10 protein-coding genes are annotated in these 13,195 nt (G+C 36.4%); 1 reads left to right on the forward strand and 9 read right to left on the reverse strand.

Features of this window, described 5'->3' with window-relative positions:
* Nucleotides 1-25 precede the first annotated feature (25 nt).
* Nucleotides 26-988: an asparaginase gene (locus tag A6J68_RS09955; RefSeq protein ID WP_000723059.1), complete on the forward strand. Its 963-nt coding sequence runs from the start codon at nt 26-28 to the stop codon at nt 986-988.
* A 34-nt stretch (nt 989-1,022) separates the two neighbouring features.
* Here A6J68_RS09955 and aroE read toward each other — a convergent pair whose 3' ends face one another.
* The 9 genes from aroE to manA all read right to left on the reverse strand — a co-directional run bounded on the left by aroE (nt 1,023) and on the right by manA (nt 13,128).
* Complete coding sequence (aroE, locus tag A6J68_RS09960; RefSeq protein ID WP_001086868.1) at nt 1,023-1,901, reverse strand: shikimate dehydrogenase; 879 nt, start codon at nt 1,899-1,901, stop codon at nt 1,023-1,025.
* A gap of 97 nt (nt 1,902-1,998) precedes the next feature.
* Nucleotides 1,999-2,913: an aldo/keto reductase gene (locus A6J68_RS09965; protein ID WP_000939997.1), complete on the reverse strand. Its 915-nt coding sequence runs from the start codon at nt 2,911-2,913 to the stop codon at nt 1,999-2,001.
* Between the two features lie 290 nt (nt 2,914-3,203).
* Complete coding sequence (gene recG / locus A6J68_RS09970) at nt 3,204-5,219, reverse strand: ATP-dependent DNA helicase RecG (RefSeq protein WP_000926641.1); 2,016 nt, start codon at nt 5,217-5,219, stop codon at nt 3,204-3,206.
* Between the two features lie 79 nt (nt 5,220-5,298).
* The gene (locus tag A6J68_RS09975) at nt 5,299-6,837 is read right to left on the reverse strand and encodes a CHAP domain-containing protein (RefSeq protein WP_000043265.1); all 1,539 of its coding nucleotides are present in this window, start codon (nt 6,835-6,837) and stop codon (nt 5,299-5,301) included.
* Nucleotides 6,838-6,929: 92 nt separating this feature from the next.
* Nucleotides 6,930-8,030 (reverse strand): alanine racemase, encoded by a 1,101-nt coding sequence (alr, locus tag A6J68_RS09980; RefSeq protein ID WP_000625944.1) that lies wholly within the window; start codon nt 8,028-8,030, stop codon nt 6,930-6,932.
* Nucleotides 8,027-8,386, reverse strand: coding sequence for a holo-ACP synthase (gene acpS, locus A6J68_RS09985; RefSeq protein WP_000635015.1), 360 nt, complete (start codon nt 8,384-8,386; stop codon nt 8,027-8,029). Before acpS ends, alr begins: the two co-directional genes overlap by 4 nt.
* A gap of 24 nt (nt 8,387-8,410) precedes the next feature.
* A complete protein-coding gene (locus A6J68_RS09990) occupies nt 8,411-9,418 on the reverse strand; it encodes a 3-deoxy-7-phosphoheptulonate synthase (protein ID WP_000505724.1) in 1,008 nt (335 codons plus the stop codon).
* A gap of 125 nt (nt 9,419-9,543) precedes the next feature.
* Nucleotides 9,544-12,072 carry a preprotein translocase subunit SecA gene (gene secA / locus A6J68_RS09995; protein ID WP_001284146.1) on the reverse strand — a complete coding sequence of 843 codons (2,529 nt, stop codon included), beginning with the start codon at nt 12,070-12,072 and terminating at the stop codon, nt 9,544-9,546.
* A gap of 108 nt (nt 12,073-12,180) precedes the next feature.
* Complete coding sequence (gene manA / locus A6J68_RS10000) at nt 12,181-13,128, reverse strand: mannose-6-phosphate isomerase, class I (protein WP_001294265.1); 948 nt, start codon at nt 13,126-13,128, stop codon at nt 12,181-12,183.
* Nucleotides 13,129-13,195 lie beyond the last annotated feature (67 nt).

Consider the following 13,195-nt stretch of genomic DNA (forward strand, 5'->3'; position numbering starts at 1 on the left):
ACAACTTGAAAGAAGTATAAAATCAATGAAAAAAATCCTTGTTCTACACACAGGTGGAACGATTTCCATGAATGCTAACGAGAAGGGACAGGTCATGTCCAGCGCCGATAACCCAATGAAATACGTTGATTTATCATTAGATGACCTTGATTTGACTGTTGTAGATTTTCTAAATCTTCCCAGTCCTCAAATCACCCCTCATCATATGCTTGATATCTATCACTATCTGAAGCAACATGCCAGTAATTTTGATGGAGTTGTCATTACGCATGGGACTGACACTTTAGAAGAAACAGCATATTTTTTAGACACAATGATACTCCCTAAAATCCCAATCATCATTACCGGTGCTATGAGAAGCACAAATGAACTTGGTAGCGATGGCGTTTATAATTACCTATCAGCCCTCCGTGTCGCTAATAGTACTAAAGCTGCCGACAAGGGGGTGCTAGTTGTCATGAATGATGAGATACATGCTGCTAAATATGTCACAAAAACACATACAACAAACGTTTCGACATTCCAAACCCCTACACATGGCCCCCTTGGGATTATTATGAAACAAGACCTGCTTTTCTTTAAAGCAACTGAAGAGAGAGTTCGTTTTGATTTAGATAAAATTACAGGAACTGTTCCTATCGTGAAAGCATATGCTGGCATGGGTGATAGTGGTATCATTAGCTTTTTAAATTCTCAAAATATTAGCGGATTAGTTATTGAAGCACTCGGTGCAGGGAATATGCCCCCAAAAGCTGCACAAGAAATCGAAGAATTAATTGAGCAAGGTGTCCCTGTTGTTCTAGTGTCTCGCTGTTTTAATGGTATTGCTGAGCCAGTTTACGGATATGAAGGTGGCGGAGCAAAATTACAAGAATCTGGTGTCATGTTTGTTAAAGAACTAAACGCTCCCAAAGCCAGACTCAAATTACTCATTGCACTCAATGCAGGTCTCACAGGGCAAAATCTAAAAGACTATATTGAAGGTTGATAAAAAACTCTAGAAATATTTCTAGAGTTTTTTATTAATTTTCAGTTTGTAATACTCTCTCAACACTGCTAATAGGCATTTCTTGATTCGTTATTAATTGAAATGCTTCTGCTCCTTGATAAATCAGCATCCCTAGACCATTATAAGCATGTTTCACTCCATTTTGTCTAACAAATCGTAACAATGCTGTTTCTTTAGGCTTGTAAACCAAGTCGACAACTACTAAATTCGGTGTTAAAATTTCTGGATCGTTAATTAAACTATAATTATCTAATGGCCTCATTCCTAAACTAGTAGCATCAATATAAAAATGACTAGTTCTAATAGCGTCTTTAAATGCTGTCTTATTTTCTAGATAATCAACGACTACCTTTATTTGAAACTGTTTTTTAATTTTATCTGATAAGTCAATGACCTTATCGTAATTTGAGCTGTTACGATTAAATAATCTAATTTCCGCAACTCCCTCCATAGCTGCTTGAACTGCAACTGCTTTACCTGAACCACCAATACCAGCTATTGTAATTATTTTATTTTTAGCACTGAAACCTTGAGCTGCTAAAGCTTTAAAACAACCAATGCCATCTGTCATATGGCCTACTAAACGTCCGGTTCCACCTTGATTAACGATAGTATTTACAGCACCCACTAATTTAGCTTGAGGAGATAAATCATCTAGCAAAGGGATAACACTCTGTTTAAATGGCATTGAAACATTAACACCACGAATACTCAATGCCCTGACACCTCGAACAGCTTCTGTTAATTTACCCTCTTCTACTTCAAATGTCAGATAGGCATAATTCATGTTTTTTTCTTGAAAAGAGGTATTCCACATTAACGGGGATAGAGAGTGGCGTGCAGGATTGGCAATTAGACCAGTTAGTAAAGTTTCCCCATTTAATGAATTCATTGTATAACCTTCTTTCTTAACAATTTATTTCAGTTCATTTTACCAAAAACTGACTCAATTAAAAAGAGAGTATGTAATTTATACTCTCTCCCTTAGTTTAAGGCAATATATTACCTGCACTACGGTAAATATCATACCATTCTTTACGGGTTAAAGCGATATCATTAGCCTTATCAATCGCCTTTAAACGAGATGGATTCATTGAACCAACAATCGCCTGCATTTTGGCAGGATGACGTAAAATCCATGCAATCACAATAGCTTCGCTGCTAACATTGTAGTTTTTTGCCAGTTTAGCTATGGTTTCATTTAATTCCTTATAATCCGGATGATTAACAAATAAACCACGAGATAAATCAATTTGAAATGGAGACCAAGCTTGAATGGTAACTCTTTTAAGACGACAATAATCAACAATGCCATCATCATGTTCAATTGAAGCTTTATTTAACATGTTAACATTTAACCCTGCATCAAACATTGGTGTATGTGCTGGCGATAACTGAAGTTGATTCACTGCTAAGGGCTCGTCAAGGTAGGATTGTAACAACTCCATTTGAAACCGGTTTTGATTGCTAACACCAAAGTGTTTTACTTTACCTTCTGCCCTCAGTTTGGTAAATGCTTCTGCTACTTCTTCAGGCTCAACTAATACATCTGGACGATGAAGAATGAGAAAATCTAAATATTCTGTCCCTAATCTTTCTAAAATACCATCTACTGATGATAAAATATACTCTTTAGAAAAATCAAAGTAACCTTCTCGTATCCCACATTTAGATTGAATAATCATTTTGTCACGATTGACATTTAAATGTTTGATTGCATCTCGAAAGCGTAATTCAGATAGCCCTCCCCCATAAATATCAGCATGATCAAAAAAATTAATACCCAAATCTAATGCTGTTCCAACTACTTCTTCAGCTTGTTTTCCTTTCAAGTCACTCATTCTCATACAACCTAAAGCAATTCGAGTTGCTTGAATGCCTGTTTGTCCAATGTTTTGTAACATATGCACCCCATTCTAATCTGTTTGTATTAACAGAAAGATTAATCAATTCATTATAACAAAATTTCTATGAAAAGGCTTACTATTACAAATGCAAAAAGCTGAGTAAATTTAACTCAACTTTTTTTCTGATACTCATTATTGACTAAATAAGTCGGTAAGAAAAATCTATTCTGAAAAGTACTATTATAAATTACAGTAATCATTATTGTCATAACATACCTCCACATCTGTGATAGGAATATCATATGACAGCAAGCTTAAACTGAGCTTAGCACAGCCTTAATAGAAACTTAATCAAAATCTGAATGTTGGCGTAAATTATCTAGAATAAGTGCCCATTCTGTATTTTCTTTCCAATTATTATCTTTGACAATATCACTAGCAACACGTCTGGCTTCTTCTAAAATAGGATAATCCTCAACGATATCAGCTACTTGAAATTCTGGAATTCCAGACTGACGAGTACCAAAGATTTCACCAGAACCACGCATTTTTAAATCCGACTCAGCTAAAACGAAACCATCTGTCGTTTCTGTCATGATTGTCATTCGTTTTTTCCCAGAATCAGTTTTGGGATTAGCCACTAAAACAGCGTATGATTGTTTATATCCACGACCAACACGCCCACGAAGTTGATGTAGCTGGCTTAATCCAAAACGATCGGCATCCATAATAATCATGATCGTTGCATTTGGGACATTTACCCCTACTTCAATAACTGTTGTAGATACTAAAATATGACTTTTTTTATCCTTGAAATCTTGCATTATAGCATCTTTTTCATCATTTTTCATACGTCCATGTACAAGAGCAACCTTAGCAATTCCTTCAAAATAAGTAGATAATTCAGCATGCAATGCTACTGCATTCTTTAAATCTAAAGCTTCTGACTCTTCAATCAACGGTGAAATGACATACACTTGAGCATCTTTTTGCAATTCACCTTTTACCCATTCCAACACAGTACCTAGCTGCTCGTGTTTCACCCAGCGTGTAATAATAGGTTTACGACCGGCAGGTAATTCATCAATAATAGAAACATCCATTTCTCCAAAAGCTGTGATTGCTAGAGTTCGGGGAATTGGGGTGGCTGTCATCATTAAAACATCAGGATTTTCTCCCTTTTCACGGAAAATTCTACGCTGTTTAACACCAAAACGATGTTGCTCGTCTGTAATTACAAGCCCCAGTTTATGGTACTGTACCGAGTCCTGGATAAGAGCATGAGTTCCTACAATCATATCAACCGAGCCATTTGCAATAGCTGCTAAAACCGTACGCTTAACAGCTGCTTTCATACCCGAAGTTAATATAGCGATTGATAAATCTGGAAATAACTCTTGCAGACTAATGTAGTGTTGTTCAGCTAGGATTTCCGTTGGAACCATCAAAGCCGATTGAAAACCTGCTGTATAAGCTGCATACATTGATAGACCAGCAATGACTGTCTTTCCTGATCCTACATCTCCTTGCAATAAACGATTCATATGAGCTCCCGATGACATATCAGATAATATTTCATCTAAAGAGCGCTTTTGAGCATTCGTTAGAATAAAAGGTAAAGATGAAATCTTTGTCTCCATAGCATGTTTACTATAAAGAATAGACAAACCATTTGTTTCAGATTTATTTTCGGCTTTCAAAACTTGAAGGTTCATTTGAAAGTAAAATAATTCTTCAAATTTAATCCGACGGAGCGCTTGCTTATACTCTGTGATATCTTTTGGGAAATGCATAGCTAAACAAGCCTGACTACGACCCATCAATCGGTATTTTCCCAATAAAGTAGCTGGTAAATTTTCCTTCAATTCCAAATGCGCATTGATTTCAAAAGCTGACTTAATAGCTTTAATCAAAGTAGACTGTGAAATTCCCTGAGATACGCGATAAACAGGTTGCATGTCATCTTCAACTTGAGCTAAAACCTTCATCCCAGTAATAGCTGATTTAGTTGCATCCCATTTACCAAAGACAGCTACCTCTTGACCAAGTTCTATTTTATCAGCTAAATAGGGTTGATTAAAAAAACTAACATTTAAGACAGCTTCCCCTTGACGCAATTTGAAACTTAAACGGTTACGTTTAAAACCATAATATTGTACATTAGCTGGAGTAACGACTAAGCCTGTAATGACTGCTTTTTCACCATCCACTAAATCAAAAACAGATTTTGATTTAAAATCTTCATAGCGAAACGGATAATAAAGAAGTAAATCTTCTACTGTATAAATATCTAATTTCTGAAATTTTTCTGCTGATTTTGGTCCAAATCCCTTAAGATTAGAAATTGGTGATTGTAATAGCATAAGATTCTCCTTCTAATATCTTTTATTATACTAAAAGATCACCAAAAAGGCGCCTCAAGAGCGCCTTTATTATGTCTAATTATTTATGGCCAATAACATAAGTTAATTGTGCAGCTTGTGCTGAACTAAAAGTACGGTAAGAGACAATACCACGTCCCATTGCATTAGATTCTGAAATGAGAACTGAACCATCTTTTTTAACTTCTTCAACAATAGCTACGTGACCGTAAGTGCCATCAGCACCAGCTTGTCCTGGTGAAAATGATACAGCATAGCCTACTTTTGGTGAATGTGTTGTTTCAAAGCCAGCCTTATGTTGCCAATCTCCACCATTACCCATAAATGGATCAAATGTATAACCTAACTCTTTAGCGCGGTTAAAGACATACCATGTACATTCACCCCATGGATAAGTTGATGCAATATAGCTAGCTGTGTTAACCGCTGTTGATAAGCTAAAACCACTTGGTAAATCTGCTAAACTTGCTGTCGATAAAGCTTTCAAGGCAGCAGGAATTTCTGGTGTCCCTCCATGTTGATCAATCCAGCGGTCTAAATCTTCCATAATCTGGGCACGACGTTTACCAGTTCCAGAGTTATCTGTATAATAAACACCACCCTCAGTAACTGTATTAAGTTGTCCAGAAGATAATTTCTGTGCTTTCAAATCTTGGATTTCAAAGCTAGAGTTGTTGTTTTTAATAATTGTATTTTTTGTCAACAACATAATTGCTTCTTCATCATTATAAGCACTAGCATGGCTAGAGTCATGATCAAAGGCACCATAACCAAACATATTAGCACCTGGCATCTTAGCCACTCCTTGAGTTCCCAATGAACTTTCAAGGACAGCAATAGCTACAATAGCACGGACATCTAAACCACTATCTTTTTCCCATTGTAATAACTTAGCACCATTGATACGATTAGAATCATATTGAATCCCTAAAGATTTTAAGTACCCATCTAATTGTTCAGCTTTGATACCGTAACGATGTGACAATAAATAGTGAGAGTAGGCATCCTGACCAGACCAGTGTTCTACGTAGAATGGCGTTGCTGTCACTGGTGAAATCGGTGTTGATAATAAGTTATCATCAAAGGATAAAGCAGGAACAGAAGCATTCTGATTTGTCTGAACACTTTCTATCTGAGACGGAGCGGGAGTTATTTTAGGCTCTACTAATGGTAAGGTAGGCTCAGGTTTTAATTCAGTCTTTGTTGATTGACCTGGCTTACTGTCTGCTTGACTACTGTTTGTAGTATTAGTGCTAGGAGTAGATGCTGTTGAAGCAGAATCAGATGTTTTAGCATCTTCGTTGGAAGAAGATTGATGTGATGAACTTGATGATGATTCATTGCTTGATGATGTCTCTGTCGTACCAATCTCTGTTTTTTCTGTTGAGATACTTCCTTCGGCTGAAGGTGAAGCAGTTTCTGAATCTGTAGGTTGTGTTTTTTCCTGTTTCTCTGCTTCAGAAGAACTTTCTGTTGATGCTGTTGCCATTGTCAGGCTTGTTTCTGGATTAATAGTTTCTGCTAAGGTCACTAAAGGTGATGATAGCGATAAGACTAAAGTGGATAACAACAAAGTTGCCGTTACTTTTTGTTTTGACATATACTAATGATTCCCTTCTATAAAAATTGTCACTGATTAGTCTAACATATTTTTAAATTTTTTAAAACAGTTAACTACTGTGTCATTTGTTTTTAATAATATCTCGGAATACGATCGCTTAAAAGACAAAGTACTTCATAATTAATCGTCTGTCTTTTTTGAGCGACGTCCGTAGTTGTAATGTTACAACTACCTTGTTGACCAATCAAGGTTACTTTAGTTCCGATAGTATATTTTTGAGGTAAACGGATAGTCATTTGATCCATCGAGACACGCCCAATAATTTCACAAAGTTCTCCATTTACTATAACTGAAAATCCTTGCATATCTCGTGTCCATCCATCAGCGTAGCCAATCGGTACTGTTCCAACAAATTCGTCTCCAGTAACTTGATAGGTTGCGCCATAGCCAACTTGAGAACCATCGTGTAGTTGTTTAACATGTACTAGCTCAGACTCTAAACTTAAAGCAGGGTTTATAGGGTAAGGTAAGTCTAAATCAGTTCCACTTGGATTTAAGCCGTACATAACAACACCCAATCTAACGGCATTAAAAATTGTCTCACTATGCCAAAGGCTTGTAGCAGAATTACTAGCATGAACAAGGTCCGGACAATTATCTAATCCTGAAATAAAGTCTTTAAAAAAAGTAAGTTGTTGATTGAATTTACAGTTATCGGCTTCATCAGCTGTTGCAAAATGGGTGAAAATCCCCTTGACAGAGGCACCACTTTCCCCCAATTCAGAAATTAGCTTATTTCCTTCATCTAACTGGCGAACACCTATACGTCCCATTCCACTATCAACTTTGATATGTACTTCTAGACCAGATAAATCTACTGCTGATGTCTGACATAAACGTAACCACTCCAAGCTAGTAACTGTTAGAGTAATATTTTCATTTTTGGCTAGTATAACCTGCTCAGGCATAACAACACCTAATACCAATATCATTTTTACAATTCCTGCTTGACGTAGCTCAATAGCCTCATCTAAATTGGATACGCAAAAACCATCTACAATAGACTCAATGTATTTTGAAACTTCAACAGCACCATGCCCATAAGCATTAGCCTTAACTACAGCAAATGTTTTTTTATCACTTGGAATGTGCTCTTGTACAGATTTAACGTTATTTGCAATCGCCTCTAAATCTATCAAGGCTCTGGTTGGTCTATGATAACTTGAAATCATTTTTCTTCCTCCAAAATAACACTAGCTTGTGCATAATTACCACTATGAGATATTGAAACAAAAGATTTTCCATTAAACGGTTCTTTTGTAATCAAAGGCGCTCCTTTATCATCCGATAAAATTTCGATATCATGAAAATTAACTTTCCCAATTCCTGTTCCAAGTGCTTTGCTATAAGCCTCTTTTGCTGCCCATCGCCCTGTTAAAAAAGACATCTGACGCTTGGGATTGGAAATTCCTTTAAAAAGAAGCAATTCTTGTTCGGTCAAAACGCGTTCTGCAAAACGTTGATTACGCTCATATGCTTTAGTAATCGCCTCTATCTCTTGTAAATCAATTCCGTGTCCAACAATCATGTGTAACTCCTATAAGTTCGATACTTACAAACTATTGTAAATATCCCTAATTAGCATTTCTGTTTTATCCCAACCTAGACATGGATCTGTGATAGACTTACCAAAAACATCTGGTTTATCTTGTCTTCCATCTTCTAAATAAGATTCTATCAAAAAACCACGAACATAGTTTCTAATTTTAGTATGCCACTGTCGGTCTGCAAGTACTGATTTCACAATGCGAATTTGTTCTAAAAATTGCTTACCTGAATTGTCATGATTTGTATCAACAACAATAAAGGGATTTTGCAAATCAGTCTCTTCATAATGAGTAATAGTTTCTAAAAGGTTTTCATAATGATAATTAGGGATACTTCGATAGTCGGCATTATGATATCCTCTCAAAATAACATGTGACAGCAAATTACCATCTGTTCTAACTTGCTTATTTTGATAGAATAATTCCTGTTGATTTTGTGCTGCATAGACCGCATTAAACATGACTCTTAAATTACCAGACGTTGGATTTTTCATACCTACTGGTGCATCTATACCTGAAGATATAAAACGGTGTCCCTGATCTTCCACTGAACGCGCACCAATAGCATAGTAAGAAACTAAATCATCCATCACTGATAACATCTCTGGATAAAGTAATTCATCAGCTGTCAGGAGTCCAGTCTCTCGAATGATGTCATAGTGCATCTTACGTGCTTGAAAAAAAACTCCTAGTTTGTCAGAATGGTGAACTAAGCCTTTATAACCATCACCATTCGTTCTTGGCTTAGCGGTATAAACTCTCATAACCAAAAACATTTTATCTTTAAAGGCAGCTTCCAATTTAGCTAAACGCTTTGCATAAGTTAGCACCGCCTTTGGATTATCCGCAGAACAAGGACCTACTATTACTAGAAACCGCTGATCCTCACCTTTTATGATATTTTTTAACTCTTCTTCTTTGGCTAATTTTTTTTGGCTAACTTCTAGATCTAAGCTAGTTTTCTGCTTCAATATTTCAATATTAATTTTATCACTTAACTGATGAAATCCCATGTTTTTTCCTAATACAACCTAAGTCTATTAATAAGCTCTGCTATACAATATAGTCGTCATACTATTAGACAAGTAATGATAAAACAGTCTTCTCAGACTGTTTTATTTTTATTTTAAAATCATTGTTATTGTAAACATCTCAGACCATGACAATTTTTAAACTTCATGCCAGAGCCACAAGGACATTTATCATTACGTTTAATCCCTTGGTATTCTGGTGATTCATTATTCATAGGTACATGTTGTGCCGAGATATTTTGCTCTGCTGTTGTCGTAGCATGTTGAGAAGCACGTTCACGCTCTTGTTCATGAATTTGAGCTTTCATCAATGTACGTGTCACATCAAACTCAATCGAACCAATCATATCTTGGAACATACGGAAACCTTCTGATTGATACTCAACGATTGGGTTATTTTGAGCATAACCACGAAGTCCAACGGAGTTACGTAATTGATCTAAGGCATCAATATGCTCTGTCCATTGATTATCCACTACCATCAAGATTAAGACTTTTTGGAATTCGATAATAGCTTCTGGATCTTTTAATTTAGCAATTTGTTGCTCATAAACAGCTAAGGCACGTTCATAAAGAAGTTCTTTAATTTCAGCCTCTTTTAGACCACGAAGTTCTGAAACTGTGATAGCTTCTTCATCTAATAACGCCGATCTTGCAAAATTAACAATAGCTTCTGCTGCAGTATTTTTATCGCTTCTGCTATGTGCATCAACTGCTCTTTTAATCGTACGTTTAATCATCCCTTTGAGCTCTGATCCTAAATCACGCTCAGCAGTAATCACTTCTCTACGGTTAGCATAAATAATCTCACGTTGTTCACGCATAACATCATCGTATTGCAAGACTTGTTTACGTGTGTCATAGTTATTACCTTCAACGCGGCGTTGAGCTGATTCAACTTGTCGTGTCAACATTTTTGATTTAATAACTGTATCATCTTCAGCTAAATTCATTCGCTCAAGAACCACTTTAATACGATCTGTACCAAAGCGACGCATCAAATCATCTTCTAACGAAAGATAGAATTGTGATTCACCTGGATCTCCTTGACGACCCGAACGACCACGAAGCTGGTTATCAATACGACGGCTTTCATGACGCTCTGTACCAATAACACATAAACCACCAAGTTCACGAACCCCTTCACCAAGCTTGATATCAGTACCACGACCAGCCATGTTGGTTGCGATTGTAACAGCACCACGTTGCCCAGCATTCATAATGATTTGAGCTTCTTTAAAGTGATTTTTAGCATTCAAAACTTCATGTGGTACTCCAGCAGCAACTAATTTTCTAGAAATTAAGTCTGACGTTTCAACAGCTACTGTACCAACCAGTACAGGTTGTCCTTGTTCATAACGTTCTTTGACATCTGCTACCACCGCTCTAAATTTAGAGTCAAGAGTTGGATAAAGTAGATCTGAATGATCTATACGTTGAACAGGACGATTTGTTGGGATAGGAATAACGCGCATATTATAAATTTCACGAAACTCTTCTTCCTCAGTCTTACCAGTACCAGTCATTCCTGCTAATTTATGGTACATACGGAACATATTTTGGTAAGTAATTGAAGCGCTCGTTTTTGATTCTTCTTGGATTGGCACTGACTCTTTTGCTTCAATAGCTTGGTGTAAGCCATCTGAGAAACGACGTCCTTCCATCGTACGACCGGTAAATTGGTCCACAATTAAAATCTCTTGTTCTTCACTAACCACATAATCAATATTTAACAACATAATATAGTTAGCTCGAAGAGCGTTATCAATGTAGTGAGTTAAGGCAACATTTTCGAGATCATACAAGTTATTTAGATGGAAATAGTTTTCAGCCTTGTCAATACCTGTATCTGATAAACCAATTGTTTTTGTTGGAACATCAATGATATAATCATCGCTATTAAGCGTTTTTACAAACATGTCCGCACGTGTATACAGTTGGTTCATCTCAGAGCTTACAGGACCTGAAACAATCAATGGCGTCCTAGCTTCATCGATTAATACAGAGTCAACCTCATCAACCAAAGCATAGTTGAGTGGGCGTTGCACCATATCTTCTTGGCGAACAACCATATTGTCTCGAAGGTAGTCAAATCCGACTTCTGCGTTAGTTGAGTATGTGATATCACAATTGTAAGCTTCGCGTTTTTCAAATGGTGACTTAGCTGCTAAGTTAATCCCTACAGATAATCCAAGCCAACTATAAACCTCACCCATTTCGGTCGCATCACGTGTTGATAAGTACTCATTAACAGTAATAACATGAACACCTAATCCTGAGATAGCATTTAGATAAACAGGCATTGTCGCTGTTAAAGTTTTTCCCTCACCAGTACGCATTTCTGGAATATCACCATGGTGAAGAACGATACCACCCATAATTTGGACGTGGTATGGGTATAAACCTAATACACGTTTAGAAGCTTCACGAACTACCGCAAACGCTTCCGGTAACAATTGATCTAAAGTTTCACCATTTTGATAACGTTCTTTAAATTCTGGAGTTTTTGCTTGTAAAGCTTCATCTGATAACGTAGCCATATGATCTGCGTAAGAGTCAACTTTCTTAGCTATTTTATCTAATTTTTTTAATTCACCCTTGTCATTTTCAATAACAGTGCGTAGAATATTTGCCATTCTAATTCCTTTCGATACTCTTATCACCACATTTTACCATAAATAATGTTGTCTTTCAATAAATGGTCGTTTTAATCGAGATTAAAACAAGTGGTATCCCCACTCTCATTATTTTTTAACATGACTTGCTATAATTTCTAACTGTCCATCAATATCCCATTTGACAACATCATTTGGCAAGATAAAGTGGTCACCTTTTTTAAGTGTATAAACTTTGTTATCTACTGTAATGTGACCCGCTCCGTCTAAGACACTAACCAAAAGGTAGGGTGCAAATTGTTTAAAGTTGGTAACACCAGAAATTTCCCATTTATAAACTGTAAAGAAATCATTTGAAACTAATAAAGTTGAAGATAGATGTTTTAACTTCATATTGGCAGGAACAGTATTGGCAGGTTTACCAATCGTGAGAACATCTATTGATTGTTCAATGCGTAAATCACGTAATTTTCCTGAAGCATCTGGACGATCAAAATCATAAACACGATAAGTAGTATCACTAGATTGCTGTGTTTCTAAAATTAATATCCCTTTACCTATAGCATGCATTGTCCCACTTGGAACGTAGTAAAAATCCCCTGATTTAACAGGAATTCGGGTTAAAAGATGTTCCCAATCTCCAGATTCAATCATTTGGCGAAGTTCTTCTTTAGTTTTAGCATTATGACCATAGATAATTTCAGATCCTTCATCAGCAGAAATAATATACCAACATTCTGTTTTACCAAGTTCACCTTCATGTTTAAGAGCATAAGCATCATCCGGATGAACCTGTACACTAAGCCAGTCATTAGCATCTAAGATTTTAGTTAGTAAAGGAAAGACAGTATCATCAGGGTTGCCAAATAAGCTTTTTTCACCTTGATACAGCTTATCTAAAAAACAACCTTTAAAGCGACCATTCTTAACTCTTGAGACACCGTTAGGATGAGCTGAAATAGCCCAATATTCTCCTGTTGTTTCACTTGGAATATCATAGCCAAATTCATCCCTTAACTTTGTTCCACCCCAGATTTTATCGTGCATGCTTGCTTCTAAAAATAATGGTTCCGACATAAGAATCCCCTATCTTTTGTAAAATTCAAGCCTATTATAGCATTTTATCCATCATATCGCTTACTTT

The sequence above is a fragment of the Streptococcus sp. 'group B' genome (genome assembly GCF_002073795.1).
Classification (GTDB): Bacteria; Bacillota; Bacilli; order Lactobacillales; family Streptococcaceae; genus Streptococcus; species Streptococcus agalactiae.

Excerpts from the sequence above, each read along its gene's own strand:
- alr (WP_000625944.1), bottom strand. The coding sequence starts at position 8,030 with ATGATTTCAAGTTATCATAGACCAACCAGAGCCTTGATAGATTTAGAG.
- A6J68_RS09965 (WP_000939997.1), bottom strand. The coding sequence starts at position 2,913 with ATGTTACAAAACATTGGACAAACAGGCATTCAAGCAACTCGAATTGCT.
- secA (WP_001284146.1), bottom strand. The coding sequence starts at position 12,072 with ATGGCAAATATTCTACGCACTGTTATTGAAAATGACAAGGGTGAATTA.
- A6J68_RS09975 (WP_000043265.1), bottom strand. The coding sequence starts at position 6,837 with ATGTCAAAACAAAAAGTAACGGCAACTTTGTTGTTATCCACTTTAGTC.
- recG (WP_000926641.1), bottom strand. The coding sequence starts at position 5,219 with ATGCTATTACAATCACCAATTTCTAATCTTAAGGGATTTGGACCAAAA.
- aroE (WP_001086868.1), bottom strand. The coding sequence starts at position 1,901 with ATGAATTCATTAAATGGGGAAACTTTACTAACTGGTCTAATTGCCAAT.
- acpS (WP_000635015.1), bottom strand. The coding sequence starts at position 8,386 with ATGATTGTTGGACACGGAATTGATTTACAAGAGATAGAGGCGATTACT.
- A6J68_RS09955 (WP_000723059.1), top strand. The coding sequence starts at position 26 with ATGAAAAAAATCCTTGTTCTACACACAGGTGGAACGATTTCCATGAAT.
- manA (WP_001294265.1), bottom strand. The coding sequence starts at position 13,128 with ATGTCGGAACCATTATTTTTAGAAGCAAGCATGCACGATAAAATCTGG.
- A6J68_RS09990 (WP_000505724.1), bottom strand. The coding sequence starts at position 9,418 with ATGGGATTTCATCAGTTAAGTGATAAAATTAATATTGAAATATTGAAG.